Annotated in this window: 25 protein-coding genes; 8 read left to right on the forward strand and 17 right to left on the reverse strand. The window is 64.5% G+C overall.

The features are described 5' to 3' along the window. Window positions 1-6 precede the first annotated feature (6 nt). Both trpS and A9D15_RS07035 read left to right on the forward strand, forming a co-directional pair. Window positions 7-1023 (forward strand): tryptophan--tRNA ligase, encoded by a 1017-nt coding sequence (gene trpS, locus A9D15_RS07030; protein ID WP_066763383.1) that lies wholly within the window; start codon window positions 7-9, stop codon window positions 1021-1023. Between the two features lie 188 nt (window positions 1024-1211). Next, window positions 1212-1895, forward strand: coding sequence for a DUF4136 domain-containing protein (locus A9D15_RS07035; protein WP_066763385.1), 684 nt, complete (start codon window positions 1212-1214; stop codon window positions 1893-1895). An 83-nt stretch (window positions 1896-1978) separates the two neighbouring features. On the opposite strand, the gene dut is transcribed toward A9D15_RS07035, so the two are convergent. The 9 genes from dut to rpsT all read right to left on the reverse strand — a co-directional run bounded on the left by dut (window position 1979) and on the right by rpsT (window position 10184). Further along, a complete protein-coding gene (gene dut, locus A9D15_RS07040) occupies window positions 1979-2464 on the reverse strand; it encodes a dUTP diphosphatase (RefSeq protein ID WP_066763387.1) in 486 nt (161 codons plus the stop codon). Beyond that, on the reverse strand, window positions 2451-3674 hold the full coding sequence (gene coaBC, locus A9D15_RS07045; protein WP_373283482.1) for a bifunctional phosphopantothenoylcysteine decarboxylase/phosphopantothenate--cysteine ligase CoaBC: 1224 nt from the start codon (window positions 3672-3674) through the stop codon (window positions 2451-2453). The genes dut and coaBC overlap by 14 nt, the downstream gene beginning before the upstream one ends. Further along, window positions 3674-4756 carry a hypothetical protein gene (locus tag A9D15_RS07050; RefSeq protein WP_066763388.1) on the reverse strand — a complete coding sequence of 361 codons (1083 nt, stop codon included), beginning with the start codon at window positions 4754-4756 and terminating at the stop codon, window positions 3674-3676. The genes coaBC and A9D15_RS07050 overlap by 1 nt, the downstream gene beginning before the upstream one ends. Before the next feature lie 7 nt (window positions 4757-4763). Continuing rightward, on the reverse strand, window positions 4764-6326 hold the full coding sequence (gene ubiB, locus A9D15_RS07055; RefSeq protein ID WP_066763389.1) for a 2-polyprenylphenol 6-hydroxylase: 1563 nt from the start codon (window positions 6324-6326) through the stop codon (window positions 4764-4766). A 10-nt stretch (window positions 6327-6336) separates the two neighbouring features. Next, window positions 6337-7086: a class I SAM-dependent methyltransferase gene (locus A9D15_RS07060; protein ID WP_066763391.1), complete on the reverse strand. Its 750-nt coding sequence runs from the start codon at window positions 7084-7086 to the stop codon at window positions 6337-6339. A gap of 63 nt (window positions 7087-7149) precedes the next feature. Then, the gene (mutM, locus tag A9D15_RS07065) at window positions 7150-7962 is read right to left on the reverse strand and encodes a bifunctional DNA-formamidopyrimidine glycosylase/DNA-(apurinic or apyrimidinic site) lyase (protein WP_066763393.1); all 813 of its coding nucleotides are present in this window, start codon (window positions 7960-7962) and stop codon (window positions 7150-7152) included. Between the two features lie 59 nt (window positions 7963-8021). Beyond that, a complete protein-coding gene (dnaA, locus tag A9D15_RS07070; protein ID WP_066763578.1) occupies window positions 8022-9407 on the reverse strand; it encodes a chromosomal replication initiator protein DnaA in 1386 nt (461 codons plus the stop codon). 173 nt (window positions 9408-9580) lie between these two features. After that, window positions 9581-9742, reverse strand: a complete 162-nt coding sequence (locus A9D15_RS16740) for a hypothetical protein (RefSeq protein ID WP_172807480.1) — start codon at window positions 9740-9742, stop codon at window positions 9581-9583. Window positions 9743-9920: 178 nt separating this feature from the next. Then, window positions 9921-10184, reverse strand: coding sequence for a 30S ribosomal protein S20 (gene rpsT / locus A9D15_RS07075; RefSeq protein ID WP_066763394.1), 264 nt, complete (start codon window positions 10182-10184; stop codon window positions 9921-9923). 295 nt (window positions 10185-10479) lie between these two features. Here rpsT and A9D15_RS07080 point away from each other — a divergent pair, with 295 nt between their 5' ends. The 5 genes from A9D15_RS07080 (at window position 10480) to A9D15_RS07100 (ending at window position 15488) form a co-directional block, all read left to right on the forward strand. Beyond that, window positions 10480-11244, forward strand: coding sequence for a HesA/MoeB/ThiF family protein (locus A9D15_RS07080; protein WP_066763396.1), 765 nt, complete (start codon window positions 10480-10482; stop codon window positions 11242-11244). A gap of 43 nt (window positions 11245-11287) precedes the next feature. Next, the gene (locus tag A9D15_RS07085) at window positions 11288-12166 is read left to right on the forward strand and encodes an MBL fold metallo-hydrolase (protein WP_066763398.1); all 879 of its coding nucleotides are present in this window, start codon (window positions 11288-11290) and stop codon (window positions 12164-12166) included. A 98-nt stretch (window positions 12167-12264) separates the two neighbouring features. Next, on the forward strand, window positions 12265-13038 hold the full coding sequence (locus tag A9D15_RS07090; protein ID WP_066763401.1) for a hypothetical protein: 774 nt from the start codon (window positions 12265-12267) through the stop codon (window positions 13036-13038). 72 nt (window positions 13039-13110) lie between these two features. Beyond that, complete coding sequence (gene nadA / locus A9D15_RS07095; RefSeq protein ID WP_066763403.1) at window positions 13111-14094, forward strand: quinolinate synthase NadA; 984 nt, start codon at window positions 13111-13113, stop codon at window positions 14092-14094. A 56-nt stretch (window positions 14095-14150) separates the two neighbouring features. After that, window positions 14151-15488, forward strand: coding sequence for a DUF2254 domain-containing protein (locus tag A9D15_RS07100; protein ID WP_066763405.1), 1338 nt, complete (start codon window positions 14151-14153; stop codon window positions 15486-15488). Here A9D15_RS07100 and A9D15_RS07105 read toward each other — a convergent pair. Genes A9D15_RS07105 through lipB form a run of 3 tightly spaced genes read right to left on the reverse strand, consistent with a single transcriptional unit; the run spans window position 15485 to window position 17404 of the window. Next, a complete protein-coding gene (locus A9D15_RS07105; protein ID WP_066763409.1) occupies window positions 15485-16372 on the reverse strand; it encodes a DMT family transporter in 888 nt (295 codons plus the stop codon). The two genes, A9D15_RS07100 and A9D15_RS07105, sit on opposite strands and share 4 nt — an antisense overlap. 19 nt (window positions 16373-16391) lie before the next feature. Beyond that, entirely contained in the window at window positions 16392-16724 is a 333-nt protein-coding gene (locus A9D15_RS07110; RefSeq protein WP_066763410.1) for a hypothetical protein, read from the reverse strand. Then, on the reverse strand, window positions 16721-17404 hold the full coding sequence (gene lipB, locus A9D15_RS07115; RefSeq protein ID WP_066763411.1) for a lipoyl(octanoyl) transferase LipB: 684 nt from the start codon (window positions 17402-17404) through the stop codon (window positions 16721-16723). The genes A9D15_RS07110 and lipB overlap by 4 nt, the downstream gene beginning before the upstream one ends. A gap of 42 nt (window positions 17405-17446) precedes the next feature. Here lipB and A9D15_RS07120 point away from each other — a divergent pair, with 42 nt between their 5' ends. Beyond that, entirely contained in the window at window positions 17447-18283 is an 837-nt protein-coding gene (locus tag A9D15_RS07120) for a hypothetical protein (RefSeq protein WP_066763412.1), read from the forward strand. A gap of 17 nt (window positions 18284-18300) precedes the next feature. Here A9D15_RS07120 and A9D15_RS07125 read toward each other — a convergent pair whose 3' ends face one another. The 5 genes from A9D15_RS07125 to ykgO all read right to left on the reverse strand — a co-directional run bounded on the left by A9D15_RS07125 (window position 18301) and on the right by ykgO (window position 20871). Continuing rightward, complete coding sequence (locus A9D15_RS07125) at window positions 18301-18987, reverse strand: class I SAM-dependent methyltransferase (RefSeq protein ID WP_066763414.1); 687 nt, start codon at window positions 18985-18987, stop codon at window positions 18301-18303. A gap of 100 nt (window positions 18988-19087) precedes the next feature. Beyond that, complete coding sequence (gene arsC / locus A9D15_RS07130; RefSeq protein ID WP_066763416.1) at window positions 19088-19432, reverse strand: arsenate reductase (glutaredoxin); 345 nt, start codon at window positions 19430-19432, stop codon at window positions 19088-19090. Beyond that, window positions 19429-19989 carry a (2Fe-2S)-binding protein gene (locus A9D15_RS07135; RefSeq protein ID WP_066763418.1) on the reverse strand — a complete coding sequence of 187 codons (561 nt, stop codon included), beginning with the start codon at window positions 19987-19989 and terminating at the stop codon, window positions 19429-19431. Before A9D15_RS07135 ends, arsC begins: the two co-directional genes overlap by 4 nt. A gap of 40 nt (window positions 19990-20029) precedes the next feature. After that, window positions 20030-20638, reverse strand: coding sequence for an HAD family hydrolase (locus tag A9D15_RS07140; RefSeq protein WP_066763419.1), 609 nt, complete (start codon window positions 20636-20638; stop codon window positions 20030-20032). Window positions 20639-20745: 107 nt separating this feature from the next. After that, window positions 20746-20871 carry a type B 50S ribosomal protein L36 gene (gene ykgO / locus A9D15_RS07145; protein WP_066763420.1) on the reverse strand — a complete coding sequence of 42 codons (126 nt, stop codon included), beginning with the start codon at window positions 20869-20871 and terminating at the stop codon, window positions 20746-20748. Between the last annotated feature and the right edge of the window lie 3 nt (window positions 20872-20874).

Raw genomic sequence — 20874 nt, forward strand, 5'->3', positions numbered from 1 at the left:
AGAGAAATGCGCATCGTTTCGGGCATCCAGCCCACCGGCAACCTGCACCTCGGCAACTACCTCGGCGCGATCCGCAACTGGGTGCGGATGCAGGACCAAGTGGCCGATACGGGCGGCGAGTGTTTCTTCTTCCTTGCCGACCTTCACGCGATCTCGATGCCGCACACCCCGGCGGAGCTGACCGCGAATACCCGCGAGATGGCCGCCGCGTTGCTGGCCTGCGGGGTCGATACGACAAAGTCGGTCCTGTTCAACCAGGCGCAGGTCCCTGCCCATTCAGAACTGCAATGGCTGCTTAACGGCACGGCCCGCATGGGCTGGCTGAACCGCATGACCCAGTTCAAGGACAAGTCGGGCAAGAACCGCGAAGGGGCCAGCGTCGCGCTGTTCACTTATCCGGTGCTGCAGGCGGCCGACGTCCTGCTCTACCAGGCGACCCACGTTCCCGTGGGCGACGACCAGAAGCAGCACCTCGAGCTGGCCCGCGACATCGCGCAGAAGTTCAACAACGACTTCTGTGATGAAGACGCGCCCGTCTTCACCCTGCCCGAACCCTTCATCCCGCCAGAGGCCGCGCGCATCATGTCCTTGCGCGACGGCACCGCCAAGATGAGCAAGTCGGACCCGTCTGAGATGAGCCGCGTGAACCTGTCGGACGATGCCGACACGGTCATGAAGAAAATCAAGAAGGCCAAGACCGACCCCGAACCGCTGCCGTCCGAAGAAGCGGGTCTGGAAGGCCGAGCCGAGGCCAAGAACCTGGTTTCGATCTACGGCGCCCTGTCGGGCCAGTCAGTGGCCGAAGTGCTGCGCGACCATGGCGGCGAAGGGTTCGGCCAGTTCAAGCCCGCGCTGGGCGAACTGCTGGTCGACACGCTGCGCCCCATTTCCGAGCGTTTCAACGAGTTGAAGCAGGACACGCCCGAACTTGACCGCCAGCTTGCCACCGGCGCTGCCAAGGCGCGCGATGCGGCGGCGGGCACGCTGTCGAAGACTTACGACGCGCTCGGTCTGCTGCGCTGATACACCTTTTGACTGCGGCCACGCGATAAGCCCTTCAGAAGCATTGCGTTTAGCACAAATGTTAAGCGCAATATTCAAACCCGGTTCATGGCCAAAGGCCCATAAGGCGTGCATGATATGCGATGCACTGCCCGAATCGGGTGCGGTACGAAGCCGTTTTGCACGCGAGTTTTTTTGGAGGGATTGAGATGAAGTTCAACGCCAAGCGCGCGCTGAAGCTGGCCGCGGCACCGCTGCTGGTAGCCGGGCTTGCCGCGTGCGCGACCCCGTTCAATGCCGACGTTTCGCGTTTCCAGACGCAGCTTCCGGCACCTCAGGGCATGACCTTCGCGGTCGTGGCCGACGATCCGGCGCTCGCCGGCGGGCTCGAGTTCGCTCAGTATGCGGACTACGTCGAGGCCGAAATGTCGCAGCTCGGCTATACGCAGGCAGCTCCCGAAGCCGCCGACCTGCTGGTCCGTTTCGACTATGGCGTCGACAATGGCCGCGAAAAGGTGGTCACCACCGGTTTTGCGCGCCGCGACCCGTTCTATGACCCTTGGTATCGTGGCTACGGCTACTACCGCCCGTTCAGCTATCGCCGCTCGGCATGGGGCTACGGCTGGTACGATCCGTTCTTCGACAGCGGTCCGGACGTGCGTAGCTACACCATCTACACCAGCGGCATCGACATGAAGATCGAACGCCGCGCCGATGGCGAACGCCTGTTCGAAGGCAAGGCCGAAGCGGTCTCGCGCTCGAACCGTCTGCAGTACCTCGTGCCGAACCTGGTCGACGCGATGTTCACCGATTTCCCCGGCCACTCGGGCGAAACGTTGCGCATCTCGATCGCGCCGGAAGACCGCGAGAAGAAGGTGAAGGTCGTCGACTGACGCCTGGCATCAGGGCTGAAACAAAAAAGGCCGGGCGCACCCTTCGATGGGCGCGCCCGGTTTTTTGGTTTGTATCGATAAGGTCAGTCCTTGCGGATCGGCTCGACCTCTGCCTCGCCGAAGCCGGTCGACCCGAAGCCGCCCTCGCCGCGCACGGTCTTGTCCAGTTCGTGGACTTCGAGCCAGCTGGCCATGACCACCGGGCTCAGCACTGCCTGTGCAATACGATCGCCACGGCGGATCTTGTACGGCTCAAGCCCGTGGTTGATCAGGATGACCTTCAATTCTCCGCGATAGTCGGAATCGATCGTTCCGGGCGTATTGGGCACCGTAATCCCGTGTTTCAGCGCAAGGCCCGATCGCGGACGGATCTGGATTTCATATCCCTCGGGAATCGCCACCGCGAGGCCGGTCGCCACCGCCGCGCGGTCCCCGGGGTTCAGGATGCGCTCCTCGTTCGACACCACGTCCATGCCCGCCGCGCCTTCGGTGGCGTAGCTGGGCAGCGGCAAGTCGTCATTGCCGTCCAGTCGCTTGACCGGAACGGGAACACGTTCATGCGATTTCATCGGCAATCCTGTCTATCAATGCGGCTGCGACGCGGGCCTTGGGCATCGTCTCAAGGCTGGTCGTGCCGGCTTTCGTCACGATGTGAACGGTATTTGCATCGCCGCCCATGACGTCGCCCGACACGTCGTTGGCAACGATCCAGTCCGCGTCCTTGCGCTCGCGCTTTGCAGAGGCGTGGGCGACGACGTTCTCGGTCTCTGCGGCAAAGCCCACCAGCAGGCCGGGGCGCTGCGGCGATTTCGCCAGCGTGGCAAGGATGTCGGGATTTTCAGCCAGCGCCAGCGGTGGCACTTCGCCCGATCCGTCCTTCTTGATCTTCTGATCCGCCGCGTCGGCTGCGCGCCAGTCGGCAACAGCAGCGACCATGATGGCGACATCGGCAGGCAGCGCAGCCTCGACCGCGGCCAGCATCTCGCGCGCCGATTCGACGTCGACCCGGTCCACCCCCTGCGGCGTTTCCAGGTTCACCGGCCCCGCCACCAGCGTCACCCGTGCCCCTGCGGCGGCGGCGGCGGCGGCAATGGCAAACCCCTGCTTCCCGCTGGACCGGTTGGCGATGTAGCGGACCGGATCGATCGGCTCATGCGTCGGGCCCGCGGTGACGAGGACGTGCTTGCCGTAAAGGTCGCGGTGCATTTCGCCGGCGAAGTCGGGCTGGCCTGCAAGCGGATCGATGCTGCCGAAATTGCGGATCGCGGCCATGATCGCCTCGGGCTCCGGCAAGCGGCCCGGACCGTATTCGCCGCATGCCATCGCGCCTTCGTCGGGCTCCATCACCGTCACCCCGTCTTCGCGCAGGCGCGCGACGTTGCGGCGGGTTGCAGGATGCTCCCACATCTTCACGTTCATCGCGGGGACGGCCATGACCGGCTTGTCAGTGGCGAGCAGAAGCGTCGTTGCCATGTCGTCGGCCACGCCTTGCGCCATGCGCGCCAAAAGGTCCGCAGTCGCCGGGCAGACAACCACGAGATCGGCCTCACGGCTAAGCTGGATATGGCCCATCTCGGCCTCATTCTTCAGGTCCCAGAGCGTGGTGTGCACCGCGTTCTCGCTCAAGGCCGCGAGCGTCATGGCGGTCACGAACTTCGCGCCCCCCTCTGTCAGCACGCAAGTCACCTCGCCCCCGTCCTTGCGGATCAGGCGCACGAGTTCGCAGGCTTTGTAGGCCGCGATGCCGCCGCCGACGATGAGGAGTATTTTCTTGGCCATCAGGCCGATTCCATGGACGTTTCGCCCCGACCCCGCAAGGCCGAGACCAGATCGCCCAGCCCGCGCGGCACGAAGGCAAGCCCCGCCAGTGTCAGCGGCAAGCCCAGCGTCGCCCAGTACCAGTTCTCGGGCCGGGCGAAGAGCGCGATCATCGCCGCCAGCCCGATCAGCCAGAGGAATGCGTAGATGCCGGCCGCCTGCCCTCGCGCCAGAAACCCGAAAAGCGCCAGCACGACCACCGGCCCCGCCAGCCAGAGCGGCAGGAAATAGAGTGCGGTGGACTGGCGAATACCGGCCACGAACAGCGCCGGCCCTGCAAAGCCCGACCACCCTTGCGAGGCCGGATCGGCCGCCGTGGTCACTGCCATGACCGCATTGGCGTGAAGCGTCAGGGCCACCGCGAAAACCGCCAGCACCGCGACCACGCCCGCCAGTTCGCGCCAGCGCCGCATGACCAGCGCAAGCGCTGCCCATAGCAGCACGGCCGGCAGCGCCGTTTCGCGGATCAGCAGCGCCGCCAGCGCGCAAAGCAGCGAGAGCCAGATCCGGTCGGGCTTGCGAACGGCCAGCGCCAGCGTCAGCAGCACGCCTGCCCACAAGTCATGGAACATCACCCCCGGCCCCGCCGCGACGACCGCGACGGCCAGCACCATTGCCAATATCCCGATGCCCTCGCCCGAAGTGCGCGCCAGGGCCTTGGGCAGCATGACGGCGCAGCCGATGAAGAGCGCGAGAAGGATGATCTTCAACCCCTTTTCGCCCACCAGCGCAAAGGCCCAGGCCAGCGCGGGCTGACGCACGGTGAAGAAGGGCTTGAGCGGATAGTTGTTGGCACGGTGTTCGGCAACGACCGCTTCGTAATAGCCTTCACCCGACGCCACGCGCCCCGCGATCAGGCGGTATAGCGCATCGTCCCCGATGCCCCGATTATCGGCAGAGGCGGGAGGTGCGGAGCCTTGGGGCTGCGCCGGAATGGCAGAAAAGACCGCAAGCGCGAGAAGCACGACTGCCACCACGACAGCCGCCATGCGCTGCAGGCGGCGCAGCGGGCTGTCTTCCAGTAACGAAATGCCCCCCTGCAAAACCGCTCTATCCCAAAAGGCCGGCCAGCATCGCGCCATAGACGGCGCCCGCGCCGAGGAAGGCGGAAAGCAGGTAAGGCAGGATGGATTCGCTGCCCGGCTGCCGCTCCTTTCGTTCCCAGATCAGTTCGATGTCGGTCAGCGGCGGCGGTTCGGGTGCGCCGCCCTTGGGCGGGAAGCGGTCCTCGATCCGGCGGATCAGGTCTGGGATGCGCAGCAGCGTTTCGGTATCGGTGCGGATACGGTCGGCAATCGCCGCTTCGGGCCCCAGTTCGTCGCGGATCCATTCGCGCACGTATGGCGCAGCGGTGTCCCACAAGTTGATCGAGGGGTCGAGCTGCGTCGCGATGCCTTCGACCATGACCATCGTCTTTTGCAGCAACAGCAGGTGCGGCTGTGTCTGCATGTCGAAATCGCGCGTGATCGCGAACAGCCCGTCGAGCATCTGGCCGACCGAAAGCTCGCTCACCGGCTTGCCGCGCATCGGTTCGCCCACGGCGCGCAGGGCCGTCGCGAATTCGTCGACGTTGTGATAGCTCGGCACGTATTGCGCCTCGAAATGGATTTCGGCGACGCGGCGATAATTACCCGTCGTCAGGCCATAGAGGATTTCCGCCAGCCAGGCCCGCGCACGCCGGTCGATGCGGCCCATGATGCCGAAATCGATGGCGACGATCGTGCCGTCGGCGCGAACGAACAGGTTCCCCTGGTGCATGTCGGCATGGAAGAAACCCGCGCTGATCGCCTGCCGCAGGAAGGCGAGTACCAGCCGCTGCGCGATCGAAGGCAGATCGTGCCCCGCCTCTGCCAGCGCTTCGTGGTTCGAAATCTTGATGCCGTCGATCCACTCGATCGTCATCACGCGCCCGTTTGTCCGGTCCCAGTCGACCGAGGGAATGCAATAACCCGGCACGGCGTGCATCGCCTCTGCCAGTTCGGAGGCCGAGGCCGCCTCGCGCCGAAGGTCCAGTTCTCGCAGGGTCCAGCGCTTGAAGTTCGCAATAACGAGCCGCGGACGCAGGCGCTTCGCCTCTCCGCCCAGCCCTTCGAGGTGCGCGGCGGCCCACTCGTACGTCTCGATATCGCGAGCGAACTGTTCGCGGATGCCGGGGCGCAGGACCTTGACCGCGACCGTCCGGCCATCGGTCGTGACCGCCTTGTGCACCTGCGCGATCGAGGCCGCGCCGACGGGCACGGGGTCGATATGCTCGTAGAGGCTGTCGATGGGGCGCTCGAAGCTACGCTCGATAGCCTTTGCGATTTCGTCGAAATCTACAGGCGGCAGCGAATCCTGCAGCGACAAAAGGTTGCGCGCCGCATCCTCGCCCACGATGTCGGGGCGGGTCGCCAGGGTCTGGCCCAGCTTGATCGCGGCAGGGCCGATGGCGCGGAAGGCGCCGGCGAAGTCGGGCTCCTTGGGCTGCACCGTGCCGAACCGCGCCAGCTTGCAAAGGCGGCGGACCTGTTCGGGCGTGTTAGGGTTCTGCTCGATCGGGCGCAGCGCGCCGTGACGGGCCAGGATGCGCCCCCATTTCAGGAGCCGGAAGATATGCGTCGAATGGCGGGTCATGAAGAGTGCTTCAGACCTTCCAGCCGGAATGGATCGCGACGAGGCCGCCCATGATCGGCTCCACCTTCGTCTGCGTGAAACCGGCCTCGCGGATCATCTTCTCGAATTCCGGCATCGTCGGAAACCGGCGGATCGATTCGATCAGGTAGCGGTAGGAATCGGCATCGCCCGCGATGGCCTGCCCGATCCTCGGCACCAGCTTGTGCGAATAGGTGTCGTAGACTTCCTTGAAGCCCGGCCATTCGGTCGTCGAGAATTCAAGGCAGTAGAACCGGCCCCCGCGGCGCAGGACGCGGTATGCCTCGGCCAGGGCCTTGTCGATATGAGTCACGTTCCGGATGCCGAACGCGATCGTATAGGCATCGAACGACTTGTCCGCGAAAGTCAGCTCCTCCGCGTTCTGGCGAGACCAGACCAGCGTGTCGATCCCGCGCTTGACTGCGCGTTCAAGCCCGACGTCGAGCATTTCCTGGTTGATGTCCGACACGGTAATCTGCGCGCCGCGCGCTTCCATGCGGAAGGCGATGTCGCCGGTGCCGCCCGCCATGTCGAGGATCTGTTCACCGCTGCGCGGTTTCACCCGGCGCACGAAGCGGTCCTTCCAGAGCCGGTGCATCCCGCCCGACATCGCGTCGTTCATCACGTCGTACTTGCGCGCGACGGCGGAGAAGACCTCGCCTACGCGGGCGGTCTTTTCCCTGGCATCGATGTCCTCGTAACCGAAGGAGACGGTCGACGGCGAATTGACGGGTTCGTTCATGTCACAAGCCTCTAGGGCTGGATGGCCTCAGAGAAAAGCAACTTGTGGGCAGCGGGCCGGTTCCTAGCGTTGGCAGCGGCGGCAGAAGAAGGTGCTGCGCCCGCCCTGCACGATGCGTTCGACAGTGCCGCCGCAATGGCACGGCTCTCCCTCGCGGCCATAGACCCGCCACTGCGTTGCGAAATAGCCGAGCTCACCATCGGGCCTGGCATAATCGCGCATAGAGGAGCCTCCTGCGGCGATCGATTCGAGGAGGACCTCGCGGATCGCGGGGACGAGCAGCTTGAGCTTGCCATAAGAGACTTTGCCCGCGGCCTTGTCGGGGCGGATGCCCGCGCGGTGCAAGGCTTCACAGACGTAGATGTTGCCCAGCCCCGCGACGATGCGCTGGTCGAGCAGCAGGACTTTCACCGGCGAGACGCGCCCCGCAAAGGCATCGGCGAGATGCTTTGCCGTCAGGTCTTCGCCCAGCGGCTCAGGCCCCATCTCGGTAAAAGGGGCGAAGCGGTCGAGATCGTTCGTATCCCACAGGTCCACCGAGCCGAACCGGCGCGCGTCGTTAAGGGCAAGGACGTGCCCCGCCTTCGTTTCCAGCACGAGGTGATCGTGCTTGCCCAGTTCCTCGGGATCGATCCGCCAGCGCCCGCTCATGCCGAGGTGGAAGATCATCGTCTGCCCGCAATCCAGATCGACGAGGCCGTATTTCGCCCGCCGCCCCAGCCGTTCGACTTTCGCGCCCGTCATCATCTGGACGAGTTGGGGCGGGAACGGGCGGCGCAGGTCCGAACGATTGAGCTGAACGCGCGTCACGGTCTCACCCTCGAGATATTGGGCAAGACCGCGGACGGTGGTTTCGACTTCAGGTAATTCGGGCATCGCGGGTCCAGATAGGGATCAGTGGCGATGCCCGGAAGGGGTGAAGGCCCGGTAGAGCCTCAGCTTTCCAGCTGGCGCAGGAGGCTGCGCACGTCGCCGTCCATGTCGGCATCGCGGGTGCGCAGGTCCTCGATCAGGCGGACCGCGTGGATCACGGTCGAGTGATCGCGCCCGCCGAACTTGCGGCCGATCTCGGGGTACGAACGCGGCGTCAGCACCTTGGCGAGATACATCGCGACCTGACGCGGACGCACGACGGCGCGGGCGCGGCGCTTCGATGCCATTTCGCTGCGGTCGAGCCGGTAGAACTGGCAGACCGTACGCTGGATCTCGTCGATCGTGATGCGGCGACGGTTGGCCGACAAGATGTCGGTCAGCTGTTCTTCGGCCAGTTGAAGGGACACCGGTTGGCCGGTGAGCTGGGCATAGGCGATCAGCTTGTTGAGACCGCCGACCAGCTCGCGCACATTGCGGCTGATCGTGCGGGCCAGGAACTCGATCACGTCGTCGGGCACGTCGCTGCTGGTGAAGCGCGTCAGGCGGTGTTCAAGGATCTTGCGGCGCAGATCGATGTCGGCGGGCTGAATGTCCGCGACAAGACCCATCGACAGGCGCGAAAGCAGGCGCGGTTCGACGCCGTCCAGCGCCTGCGGCGCGCGGTCGGCGGCAAAGGCGAGGCGCTTGCCTTCCTGCAGCAGGGCATCGATCGTGTAGAGCAGTTCTTCCTGCGCGGAAGCCTTGCCGATGATGAACTGGATATCGTCGACCAGAAGCATGTCGAAGCCGCGCAGGCGCGCCTTGAACTCGATCATCTGGTTCTGGCGCAGAGCCTGCACGAACTCGACCATGAAACGCTCGGCCGAGCAGTAGAAGATCCGTGCGCCGGCCTTGGCGGCGGCGAACTGGTGGCCGATCGCATGCAGCAGGTGCGTCTTGCCCTGACCGGTCGCGGCCTTGAGGTAGAGCGGCGAGAACTGCGGAGCTTCGGTGGCGGCCATGCGCTGCGCGGCGTTGTAGGCCAGCACGTTGCCTTCACCGGTGACGAAAGTGGTGAACGTCAGCGAGGGATCGAGACCTGCCGAACCCATCTCGGTGATGGCCTCGACGGGGCTGGGCGGGGGAACGTGATCGTTGGCAGCGGCGGGGCCAACGCGCAGGTCGACCATCTTGCGGCGACCGGGGTGGACCGAGACACGGACATTGCGGACTTCGCTGCGCGCGATCTTCCATGCCAGCGAGAGACGATCGGCGAAACGATCGTTAACCCAGTTGGCGGAAAACTCGGTCGGCAGGAAAAGATCCAGCGTGCCGGTTTCCTGGCAGAACGAGCCCAGTTCGATCGGGCGAATCCACTGCGAATAGAGCTGGTGACCAAGGTCCTTTTTCAGACCCGTACAAATATCCGACCAATCGGCTGCAAGTGCCTCACGCTCTTCCTCGAACATCTCGCTCGCCTTGTCCTTTTCTGGCGTACGCCCCGCCAGCGAGCCGAAACCCCCCGTCCGTGTCATGCGTCCTGTGCCTCCGTCCATACCACTCATATAAGTCCCCCGACGCCAGACAAAAGTCGAGCGTCGTCCGCCGAACCCCCTTCGGCAGGAGACAAGTAATCGTGCTGTTAAATGATGCCGGTCACGACCAATGCCCGACGACTCATTTTGTAGGGCTGTGGATGGCGAACGAGCAAGGGTTGTGACGTAAAAAAATTGAAATAATGACGCTTGACTCGGCCAAGCCCGCAGAAACGCTTCAGTCCCAAATCAAGCGTCTGAAAAGCCACGATTTTCGCAAGACGTACATTACGAATCGCGGGATATCCGTGGGTTTACCGCAAATGCGGCACGATTATCCGTGATATGCTGCAGTGCAACAAAAAGGGCCGCCGGAAACCCGGACGGCCCTTTTCGTACCAGCGGTGGGCGGCATGCCTCGGCAAGCCACCCGAATCGCCCTTCGGATTAACCGAGCGCGGCGACGCGCTTGGTGAGTCGCGAAAGCTTACGCGACGCGGTGTTCTTGTGCATCACGCCGCGGGCAACGCCGCGAGCCAGTTCGGGCTGCGCATTGCTGAGGGCAGTCTTGGCCGCGTCCTTGTCGCCGCTTTCGATCGCAGTTTCGACCTGCTTCACGTAAGTGCGGATACGGCTCATGCGGTTGCCGTTGATTTCGGCGCGACGCTCGTTGCGGCGGATGCGCTTGCGGGCTTGCGGCGTATTGGCCATGCTCGATCCTTATGCTGCCGCGTCCAGTTGCGGCGAATTGCTGTTCAACCTGTTCGTGCTTCCCGTGCAGGCCCTGCGCCGACAAGCAGCGATCCAGAACCGATTCGGGTGCTAAAATCCCGTGCAGAAACGCGTGCCTTGGCAGCACAATCCCGCAAGAAAGCGCGGCGCATAGCGGCCATAGTGCGAATCGTCAAGCAATCAGCCGCCTGCAGGGGCCTGACGCCGACAAGGCGCCGCCGATACCGTGCGATCCCCCTTGCCCGTAGGCGCGCGCAAGGGCAAGGAACGCGCCATGCTGGAACATGACAGGCTGGAGCGTTTTGCGCGGCATATCGTCCTTCCCGAGATCGGCGGGGCGGGACAGGCGCGGCTTGCCGCATCGCACGTCGTCCTGATCGGCGCGGGCGGGGTCGGATCGCCGGCGCTGCAGTACATGGCCGCGGCGGGCGTCGGAAAACTGACCATCGTCGATTCGGACGAAGTCCACGTCAGCAACCTGCAGCGCCAGACGATCTTCACCCACGACGACATCGGTGCCTCGAAAGCGTCGCGCGCGGCATATTGGGCCCGCGCGTTCGATCCTGCCATCGACGTGACCGCGATGAACACGCGGATCGATGCCGGGAACGCCCGCGCCATCGTGGCAGGGGCCGATCTGGTCCTCGACGGCTGCGACAACTTCGCCACGCGCCTTGCCGTGTCCGATGCCTGCGTGGCCGAGGGCGTTCCGCTGACGAGCGTTGCGGTCGGGCGGTTCCAGGGGCAGGTCGCGAACTTCGCCGGGCACCGAGCGGGGCACGCCTGCTACCGCTGCTGGGTCGGCGATGCTTTCGATGCGGACGATTGCGACACTTGCGCCGAGCAGGGTGTTTTGGGGGCCTTTGTCGGCATGGCGGCTACGATGGGCGTGATGCAGGGCTTACGCGTTCTGCTCGATGGCGTGTCCACGCTGGGCGATCCGCAGTGGGGGCAGCTGGTGCTGATCGACGGCCTTAAGCCTTCGATGCGCACGATCAATGTCACCAAGGACCCTGCCTGCAAGGCCTGTTCTGGCTGAGCGCGGCTCGACACATCGGCCCCTGCACCCCATATCGCCTGACATGACTGAAAAGCCTGCAATCGAGATGCCCACGGGTCTGGTCGAGGAACTGGAGCCGCTGGTGCGCCGCGTGCTCGCGCCCAATCCTTCCCCCTTTACCTATACGGGCACGCAGACCTACCTTGTCGGAACCGACGCGGAGCTTGCCGTCATCGATCCCGGCCCCGACGATCCGGACCATATCGCAGCGCTCGTCGCCGCGATCGGCGGTGCGAAAGTCGTCGCGATCATGTGCACCCACACCCACCGCGACCATTCGCCCGCCGCCGATCCGTTGAAGGCGGTGACCGGAGCGCCGATAATCGGCTGCGCGCCGCTTGTCATCGAAAGCGACATTCCCCGCGCCGATGCGCCTTTCGACCAGTCCTACACGCCCGACCGCGTGCTGAGCGATGGCGAGAGCATCACCGGCGAGGGCTGGACGCTGACCGCCGTGGCGACCCCTGGCCACACCTCGAACCACCTTTGCTTCGAACTGGAAGAGACGAAGGCGCTGTTCACCGGCGATCACGTGATGGGGTGGTCCACCACCGTGGTCGTGCCGCCCGACGGTAACATGGCCGACTACATGGCCTCGATGGAAAAGATCTACGAGCGCGCGGACCGCGTCTATTACCCCGCGCACGGCGCCGCCGTCGAAAAACCGCAGCAGCTGGTACGCGGCATGATCGGCCACCGCCGCCAGCGTGAGCGCCAGATCCTGAAGCATCTTGCAGACGGTCCGGCCGTCATTCCCGACATGGTCGCGAAGATGTACGTCGGACTCGACCCGCGCCTTGTTCCGGCGGCAGGCCAGTCGGTGCTGGCCCACCTGCTCGACCTCGAAAACCGCGACGTGGTGAAGGATACCGGCGAAGGCTGGGGGCTCGTGCGGGCTTAATCTTCCCGCCTATACGGTCGATGGCAATTCGATACACGATTGCCTCCCCGCCCCGAACGGCTAATCTGCCGCGCCGGGGACATCAAAGGGGGTAGGCCGTGGCCACGACATTCGAAGAACCCGCGCGCGTCGACAGCGAACGCCGCTTTTTCCTGATCCTGTCGAGCATCATTTCGCTCGGCATTGTCGCGGGCTTCGTGATCCAGCTTGCGGCAGGTCGTTCCACCTTCAACGTCCCGCTGCCCTATCACCTGCACGGCGTGGTATTCTTCGCATGGGTGGCGCTGTTCATGGCGCAGAACGTGCTGATCACCCGCGGCAACGTGGCGCTCCACCGAACGCTGGGCATGATCAGCGTCTTCTGGGTGCCGTTGATGGTCGCGCTCGGCATCACGATCATGGTCGTCGTCCTGCGCCGCACCGGCGGGCCGTTCTTCTTTGCGCAGAACATCTTCCTGTTCTCCAACATCGGCGGGCTGACGCTGTTTGCGATCCTGACGTTCTCGGCGCTCAGGGTGCGCCGCCACACCGGCTGGCACCGGCGGTTGATGCTTTGCGGCTTTGCGCTGCTGTCGAACCCCGGCTTCGGGCGCATCATGCCGATGCCGCTGCTGATCCCTTATGCGTGGCACCTCATGATGCTTGTCGTCCTCGCCTTTCCGGTGGTGGGCATGATCTACGACAAGCGCAGGCGCGGGCACGTCCATCCGGCGTGGTTCTGGGGCGCGGGCGCGATCATCGTGATGCAGGTGATCGCAGACCTTGTCGCGGTCAGCCCGCTGGGCATTTCACTCACCCAACAGCTCATCGCCGGAACGCCGGGGGCCGAACGTCCGATGGAGGCCTTCCTGCCGCCCGGCTTCACCCTGTAATTTGCGATGTAATCGCTTGAACTCCAACCCGGCGCAGGCCATCTGCAAGTGCAGGAATGGAGAACCCTTGAAATGACCGCGCACGAAAACCTCACCGGCCTCGACCTTCGCGAAGAGATCGAGAAGCTTCGCAAGGAACGCAACGCGGTCATCCTCGCGCACTATTACCAAAAACCGGAACTACAGGACATTGCCGACTTTGTTGGCGATTCGCTGGAACTGTCGAAGAAGGCGGCGGCCACCGATGCCGACGTGATCGCGTTCTGCGGCGTGAAGTTCATGGCCGACACCGCCAAGATCCTAAGCCCCGAAAAGATCGTGGTCCTGCCCGATCTCGACGCAGGCTGCAGCCTTGAGGATTCCTGCCCGCCCGAAAAGTTCAAGGCTTTCCGCGAAGCGCATCCCGATCACATCGCGCTCACCTACATCAACTGCAGCACCGAGGTGAAAGCGCTCTCCGACGTGATCGTCACCTCCTCCAGTGCAGAGACGATCCTGGCCCAGATCCCGGAAGACCAGCCGATTATCTTCGGCCCCGACCGGCACCTTGGCGGATACCTCAACCGCAAGTTCAACCGCGACATGCTGCTGTGGCCGGGCGTTTGCATCGTGCACGAGGCGTTTTCCGAAACCGAGCTGCTGAAACTCAAGGAACAGCATCCCGAAGCGCCCATCGCCGCGCACCCGGAATGCCCGCCGCACATCATCGACCATGCCGATTACGTCGGGTCGACCAGCGGCATCCTGCAGTTTGCGAAAACGATGGAAGGCGACAAACTGATCGTCGCGACCGAGCCGCACATCATCCACCAGATGGAAAAGGCCATCCCCGAAAAGACTTTCATCGGCGCGCCGGGGGCGGACGGCAACTGCAACTGCAACATCTGCCCCTACATGGCCTTGAACACGATGGAAAAGCTCTACATCGCGCTGCGCGACCTCGAACCGCGCATCGAGATCGAGGAAGGCCTGCGCCTGAAGGCGAAGCAGAGCCTCGACAGGATGATCGAGATGGCATCGGGCACAATCGGCAAGGGCGACCTGGGTCGGGCGTGATGTGAGCGAGTGCAGTGCCCTAAGCACCAACCTCGCATTTGCGCGTTAGAGCGGCGATGACCGCGCGCCTTCTGACGATCTGGAACCGCATCAACGCCAGCTATTGGTTCTGGCCTGCGACGTTCTGCATTCTCGCTTTCTGTCTCTCGCTGTTCACCGTCTGGCTCGACCGGAACGGGGCTTCGGACTGGCTGTCCTCAAACAGTGCGCTGGCCCCTGCGCGGCCGGGCGGGGCGACGACGATGCTGCAGGTAATCGCAGGCTCGATGATCGGGGTCGCTGCGACGGTATTCTCGATCACCATCGCCGCCGTTGCCTATGCCAGCGGCACCTACGGCCCGCGCCTCCTTACCAATTTCATGGAGGATCGCGGCAATCAGCTGTCGCTCGCCACGTTCATCGGCACTTTCGTCTATGCAATCATGATCCTGCGCGTCGTGAGACACGAGGACGAGCAGGCCACGACGCTGAAAGGCGCGATCGCGAGCGACATTCCCGGCTTCGTCCCGCAAGTGTCGCTGCTGGTCGCGACGGGGCTGATGCTGGTCTCGGTCGCGGTGCTGGTCTTCTTTCTCAACCATATCCCCTCCAAGATCCGCATCAACAAGGTACTCGAAAACATCGGCCGCCGCCTGATCGCGCAGATCAAGAGCCGCTTTCCGAAAGAAGGCGGAGACGCGAACGAAGCGGATCTGCCCGATGGCAAGCAGGTTACCGCGAAGCGCAGCGGCTATATCGAGGTGATCGACTTCGACGGCCTCGACGATACCGCGGCCAAGTTCGAAGGACGGATCGTTCTGTTGCAGGAAGCAGGTGATTTCGTGCACCCGCTGGTCCCGCTGGCACGGTTTTCGGGCGGCGAATGCGACGATGCCTGCGCCGATGCGATCCGCGACTGTTTCGTCCTGACCGGCCTGCGCACGCCCCAGCAGGACTTGCGCTTCCTCATCGACGAGCTTGTCGAAATCGCGCTGCGCGCCTTGTCGCCCGGCATCAACGATCCCTTCACCGCGATAACCGCGCTGCACTGGCTGGGCGCGGCGACGGCCGAACTGGGGCGGCGCGAACTGCACGTGTCGCCCAATGACATGGACAAGCAGGACAAACGCCGCGTCTACCCGCTGCATGCCGATTTTGCCGATTATGTCGGCCACGGTTTCGGCGCCTCGCGCTCTGCCGTGTCGACGAGCCGCAAGGCGACGATCGCCATGTTCGACGCACTGCGCGACTGCGCGATCTCGGTCTATGGCGAGGGGCGCGTGGCGGTACTACTGGAAGAAGGCAACCGGTTGATGGACCAGTGCGCGACGAACCTCAAAGGCCCGGACCTGTCCGAAGTCCACGACCGGCACCGTGCCTTTCAGGCGGAACTGGCCGCGACCAACCCCGCCTAGGGCCGCGCCGGCCCAGCCCTTGGCCCCGCGATCCGCGCCAGCACCAACGCCGTCGCCATCAGCACCATGCCGACGACATCGCCTGGCGACAGTGTCTCGCCGAATGCGATCCAGCCGGTAAACGCCGCAATCGCGGGCTGGGTCAGCAGGGCAAGGCCGATGACCAGAGGCCGGAACCAGAACAGTGCCCAGATCAGCACCCCCTGCCCGACGATCTGGCTGAGCACCGACAGCACGATCAGCGGCGTCCAGTCGGTCGGCACGATCTGCTCGCCAAGGGCATAGGCGATGGCGAACAGCACCGGCACGCCAGCCGTGACCGACACCGACAGCAAGGTCCACGACCCCACCCGCCCGCGCAAGTGGCGCAGCATCAGGATGTAGGTCGCATAAAGCATCCCGGCGAGCAGGCTGAACAAGTCCCCGATCAGGTTCTCGCGCCCGATTTCCAGCGATCCGCCCATCAGCAGGGCCGATCCGACGACGGCTGCGGCAATCGCGCCCAGTTCCGCACGGTAAGGCACGCGTCGCGCGGCGAGCAGGCTCCACACGACTAGGATGACACTGCCCGAATTGCCGAACAGCGCCGCGTTGCCCAGCCGCGTCCGTTCGATCCCGATGTGCCAGGCCGCGATGTCGAGCGCGAAGAACACGCCGGCGGCAATGACGAACCAGACGCCGGTGCGTCCGAAGCTGCCCTTCCCCCGTTCCCGCCAACCGAGCAGCAGGATGACCGGCAATGCCAGCGTCAGCCGCCAGAACCCGGCCGCGACCGGTCCCGTATCGGCCAGCCGCACCAGCAGCGGACCCATGGCGAGCGCCGCATTGCCGAGCAAAAGCAGCCCCAGCCTCCACGGGCCGGCGTGCGGGGTCTCGTCTGTCATGTGGGCAGAACCCGTCCGATTACTCGGCTGCGGGTTCGTCTCCGGCGGCTTCGGCGGGTTCTTCCGCCGCTGCGGCTTCGGCATCGTCCGCGTCCGACGCGCTGGCCGAGCCGTTATCTTCGCCGTCCTCGCCTTCGGGTTCGGCCGACTCGCCCTGGCTCTGCAACTGATCGAGCGGAATCATCTCGTCGGTGATCGAACCTTCCAGCACTTCGCCCCCCGCCTCGCGGTTGTCGCCCTCTGGCGCGGCGCTGTCCGAACCGCAGCCGGCAAGGCTGACGGCGAGGCCGATGATCAAAAGGGTGTGCAAGGGTGCAGGCTTCATGTCGGTGTTGGTCCCGTTGGTGTTCATTGCGTGGGGCACGCCATTTCCAGCTTGTCGAAAAAGGCCTGCGCGTGGCGGCCAAGCGCCGCGTCCCACTGGTCCGCGGTGACATCGCGGCCGAGGCGGGCCATGCTCGTCACGCCATATTCGCTGATCCCGCACGGCACGATGCCGCCGAAATGCGACAGGTCCGGCGAGAGGTTGACCGAAAAGCCGTGCATCGTGACCCACTTGCGCACGCGCACGCCGATCGCGCCGATCTTCGCCTCGCCCCCGTCGATGTCGCGGGTCCAGATGCCGATGCGCCCTTCGGCGCGCCATGCCTCGACCCCGAAATCGGAGAGCGCGTCGATCACCCAGCCCTCTATCGCGTGGACATAACCGCGCACGTCGCGCGCCCGCTTGCCCAGGTTGACAAGGACATAGCCGATGCGCTGGCCCGGCCCGTGATAGGTAAACTCGCCGCCGCGCCCGGCTTCCACCACTTCGAAGCGCGGGTCGAGAAGGTCTTTCTCCTTCGCGCTGGTGCCTGCGGTGTAGACCGGCGGATGTTCGAGAAGCCAGACAAGCTCGTCCGCCTCGCCCGCATGGATCGCGGCATTGCGGTCCTGCATCGCGGCAAGCGCATCGCGATAGGGCACGAGGGTATCCTCGCGCCGCCATTCGACGCCCGCGATTTGCGGCAAGTGCGTGTGATCAACTGTCATCGCCACGTTGCGTGGCGGCAAACGCCGTGCCAATCAAGGGCCATGACGAAGATCCCAAGCGATGGCCCCGGTACGCCCGGCAGCGGCGCGCCGTTTCCACCCCGGTTCGATGCCTCTGCCGCGTGGAGCGCGGCGGTTAAGATGATCGGCGCCAACCGCGAAATGATGCTGGTTCTGGGCGGCCTGTTCTTCCTGATTCCGCAGATGCTGTTGGGCATGCTCTTGCCCGATGTGCCGCCGGGAATGGAGGACGAGGCCGCGACTCAGGCGGCGATGGACATTTTCGCGGTCTGGTGGCCGCTGGTGCTGGGCGTGGCGGTGATCCAGGCGGCAGGGATGCTGACGCTGATGGTGCTGCTTTGCGATTCCGGCAGGCCCGTCGTGCGCGATGCGATCCGTACCGGCATCAAGGCGCTTGGCCCCTATGTCGGCGCGACGCTGGTGCTGGTGGCTGGCATGGGCATCCTTGCCCTGCTGATCCTGCTTCCGGTCACGCTGGCCGCGGGCGAGGCAGCGGCCGCCGTCGCGATGATACCGATCCTTGCGGTGGCGCTGTGGGTCAACGTGCGCACGCTGACGCTGGCGCCGGTTGTGGCCGTCGGGCGCGAACGCAATCCGTTCGAGGCGCTGAAGAAGGCCTGGGGCCAGACGAACGGCAGCGGGCCGCGCATTCTGATGATGGTGATCCTGTTCCTTCTGGCCGCGCTCGTCATCTCGATCGTGACGACGGCAATACCGGGCACGATCCTGATCGCGACGCTGGGACAGGAAACGGGCCAGGGCATCGTCGGCGTGATCGAGGCTTTTGTCTCCACCTTCCTGATGCTGGCATGGTCGGCACTGATCGCGGCGAGTTATCGCCAGTTCGCGAAAGCGTGACGCAAAGCGCCTGAAACTCAGCCGACGGCTGCGACTTTCGCGGGCGCTTCTTCGGCCTGCGCGGCGGAGACGGGCTCTGCATCTTTCCAGCCCCAGAACAGGCGGCAAGGCAGCACGTTCAGCGCCTCGAACCCCGAAGAAATCCGTTTGAACCGGCGCGCCATGAAATCGCGCGCCTTGGCCGAAAACTGGTAGACGAGGAACGCCCCGCCTTCGCGCAGGATGTCGTAAGTGCCGTCGACGATCGCCGGACCCACGCCATCGGGCAGGGTCGAGAACGGCAGGCCCGAAAGCACGTAGTCCGCACCGTCATGGCCATTTTCGTGGACGATCTTTTCAACGTCGGCGGCAGAGCCGAGCACGGCAGTAAAGCGCGGATCGGCGATCGTACGCTTGAGGTAATCGATGTAGAGCGGATTGGTGTCGATGACGATCAGGGCGCCATCAGGGCGCAGCCTGTCGAGCACCGGCTGGCAGAACGTGCCCACGCCCGGTCCATACTCGACGAAAAGACGGCAGCGGTCCCAGTCTACGGGGCCGAGCATCTTTTCGATGGTAAATCGCGAGGACGGAATGATCGATCCGACCATGACCGGGTGTTCGACGAAACCGCGAAAGAACACCCCCCAGGGACCGAGCTTTGCCGCAAGGCCGCGTTTCGCCTTCGGCGCGGCAGTGCCCTGCGCCAGATCCGTACCCGTCATTTAGGCTCGCAACCTCTTGATAGTCCTTCTTGGACATTGGCGTCGCAAATTGACTGCTTCATTGCAAGAGGACCAAGGGACTTGTCCGGTAAGACCCGGCTCAGAGGATTTCGTGGACCTTTTCCTGCGGACGGCACAACCGCGCGCCCTTGCCGGTTTCGACCAGCGGTCGTTCGATCAGGATCGGTTCGGCCGCCATCGCGGCCAGAACGGTCGCATCGTCCGCCTCGGGAAGGCCACGCTCGATCGCGTCGGTGCCGCGCGTGCGCAGGCCCTGCTGCGGCGTGATGCCCGCGTCCTTGTAAAGCTGAGCCAGCTTGTCGGCCGTGGGCGGGTTCTTGAGGTATTCGACGACCTCGACCTCGACGCCCGGGGTTTCCTCAAGGATCGCCAGCGTCTTGCGCGACGTGCCGCACTTCGGGTTGTGCCAGATGGTGGCCTTCATTCTTCGTTCTCCTCAGGGGGCAGGGGCACCGCGATAGCGGGCACGTCCTGCGCGGCCTCGGCCGGGTCCATTCCCGGTACCGGCAATGCGTCCAGCCTCTCGCGGCTGCGGATGGCACGGCCTGCGCGTTCGATCGCGCGCAGGATGCGCGGACCGGCACCGCAGGCGCAGATGTTGGGAATGGCCCTGGCGATGTCGTCGCGCCCCGCGCGCGGGTTCTGCGCCAAGAGCGCGGCGCCTGCCATAACGAAACCGGGGGTGCAGAAACCGCACTGGATCGCGCCTTCGGCCACCATCGCCTGTTGCAGCGGGTGCGACCGGTCGCCCGACAGCGCCTCGATCGTGGTGACGTAGCGGCCTTCGACTTCGTCCAGCGTGACGAGGCACGAGCGAATCGCCTGCCCGTCGATGATGACGGTGCAGGCCCCGCAATCGCCGTTGCCGCAGCCGTACTTTGCGCCGGTCAGGTTCGCCGCATCGCGCAGCGCCCACAAAAGCGGGGTATCCCCGTCCATGAGGAAGTGCACCGGGCGATCGTTGACGGTGAGGCGGGTCATCGCGCCGCCCTGTTAGCGTGTGATTGGCCGGTGCGGAAGATCACACAGACAGCAATCCCCGTTGCACCAGGTCGGCCTCCAGCGCGTCGGCACCGTCGAAGTGGTGGACCTGCCAGCCCAGCTTCTTCGCGGCCTTCACGTTGGCGGGATTGTCGTCGATGAACAGCGTCGTCGCAGGCTTATTGCCGAACCGCTGCTCTGCCAGCCGGAAGATCGCTTCATCGGGCTTGGCCATCTTTTCCACGCCCGAGACCACGATGTCGCGGAAACGGTCGAACACGGGGCGGGTGGAGCAAAACTCCTCCCAGAAACCGGCGGCGAAATTGGTGATCGCAAAAAGCGGCACGCCCGCCTCGTCCAGTCGTTCGACCAGTTCGATCGAGCCGGGCACGGGGCCGGGAATGCTTTCTTCGAACCGGGTGGCATAGGCATCGATCAGGTGGGCGTGATCGGGATAGATCAGCTTGCGCTCGGCCACCATCTCACCAAGGTCGCGGCCTGCGTCGTGTTCGAAGTGCCACTTTTCGGTCACGACATTGGTGACGAACCATTCCAGTTCGGCCTCGTCGGCGATCAGCTTGCCGAACAGGAACCGCAAGTCCCAGCGATAGAGCACGCGGCCCACGTCGAAAACGACGGTATCGATCATGTGCAGATTCCGATTACTTCGATCCGACAAACGCGAAAAGCGCCGCTCCGGCGATCCGGGCGGCGCTTCAGCACAAGGTGATCCGCGCCGGTTCAGGCGCGAAGCGATCAGCCCTGGCGCGCTTTGAAGCGGCGGTTGGTCTTGTTGATGACGTAAGTCCGGCCACGACGGCGGATCACGCGGTTGTCGCGGTGGCGGTTCTTGAGCGACTTGAGGCTGTTGCGAATTTTCATCTG

The sequence above is a fragment of the Croceicoccus pelagius genome (genome assembly GCF_001661915.1).
Lineage (GTDB): Bacteria > Pseudomonadota > Alphaproteobacteria > Sphingomonadales > Sphingomonadaceae > Croceicoccus > Croceicoccus pelagius.

Excerpts from the sequence above, each read along its gene's own strand:
- trpS (WP_066763383.1), top strand. The coding sequence starts at position 7 with ATGCGCATCGTTTCGGGCATCCAGCCCACCGGCAACCTGCACCTCGGC.
- A9D15_RS07035 (WP_066763385.1), top strand. The coding sequence starts at position 1,212 with ATGAAGTTCAACGCCAAGCGCGCGCTGAAGCTGGCCGCGGCACCGCTG.
- dut (WP_066763387.1), bottom strand. The coding sequence starts at position 2,464 with ATGAAATCGCATGAACGTGTTCCCGTTCCGGTCAAGCGACTGGACGGC.
- coaBC (WP_373283482.1), bottom strand. The coding sequence starts at position 3,674 with ATGGCCAAGAAAATACTCCTCATCGTCGGCGGCGGCATCGCGGCCTAC.
- ubiB (WP_066763389.1), bottom strand. The coding sequence starts at position 6,326 with ATGACCCGCCATTCGACGCATATCTTCCGGCTCCTGAAATGGGGGCGC.
- A9D15_RS07060 (WP_066763391.1), bottom strand. The coding sequence starts at position 7,086 with ATGAACGAACCCGTCAATTCGCCGTCGACCGTCTCCTTCGGTTACGAG.
- mutM (WP_066763393.1), bottom strand. The coding sequence starts at position 7,962 with ATGCCCGAATTACCTGAAGTCGAAACCACCGTCCGCGGTCTTGCCCAA.
- dnaA (WP_066763578.1), bottom strand. The coding sequence starts at position 9,407 with ATGTTCGAGGAAGAGCGTGAGGCACTTGCAGCCGATTGGTCGGATATT.
- rpsT (WP_066763394.1), bottom strand. The coding sequence starts at position 10,184 with ATGGCCAATACGCCGCAAGCCCGCAAGCGCATCCGCCGCAACGAGCGT.
- A9D15_RS07080 (WP_066763396.1), top strand. The coding sequence starts at position 10,480 with ATGCTGGAACATGACAGGCTGGAGCGTTTTGCGCGGCATATCGTCCTT.
- A9D15_RS07085 (WP_066763398.1), top strand. The coding sequence starts at position 11,288 with ATGACTGAAAAGCCTGCAATCGAGATGCCCACGGGTCTGGTCGAGGAA.
- nadA (WP_066763403.1), top strand. The coding sequence starts at position 13,111 with ATGACCGCGCACGAAAACCTCACCGGCCTCGACCTTCGCGAAGAGATC.
- A9D15_RS07100 (WP_066763405.1), top strand. The coding sequence starts at position 14,151 with ATGACCGCGCGCCTTCTGACGATCTGGAACCGCATCAACGCCAGCTAT.
- A9D15_RS07105 (WP_066763409.1), bottom strand. The coding sequence starts at position 16,372 with ATGACAGACGAGACCCCGCACGCCGGCCCGTGGAGGCTGGGGCTGCTT.
- A9D15_RS07110 (WP_066763410.1), bottom strand. The coding sequence starts at position 16,724 with ATGAACACCAACGGGACCAACACCGACATGAAGCCTGCACCCTTGCAC.
- lipB (WP_066763411.1), bottom strand. The coding sequence starts at position 17,404 with ATGACAGTTGATCACACGCACTTGCCGCAAATCGCGGGCGTCGAATGG.
- A9D15_RS07120 (WP_066763412.1), top strand. The coding sequence starts at position 17,447 with ATGACGAAGATCCCAAGCGATGGCCCCGGTACGCCCGGCAGCGGCGCG.
- A9D15_RS07125 (WP_066763414.1), bottom strand. The coding sequence starts at position 18,987 with ATGACGGGTACGGATCTGGCGCAGGGCACTGCCGCGCCGAAGGCGAAA.
- arsC (WP_066763416.1), bottom strand. The coding sequence starts at position 19,432 with ATGAAGGCCACCATCTGGCACAACCCGAAGTGCGGCACGTCGCGCAAG.
- A9D15_RS07135 (WP_066763418.1), bottom strand. The coding sequence starts at position 19,989 with ATGACCCGCCTCACCGTCAACGATCGCCCGGTGCACTTCCTCATGGAC.
- A9D15_RS07140 (WP_066763419.1), bottom strand. The coding sequence starts at position 20,638 with ATGATCGATACCGTCGTTTTCGACGTGGGCCGCGTGCTCTATCGCTGG.
- ykgO (WP_066763420.1), bottom strand. The coding sequence starts at position 20,871 with ATGAAAATTCGCAACAGCCTCAAGTCGCTCAAGAACCGCCACCGCGAC.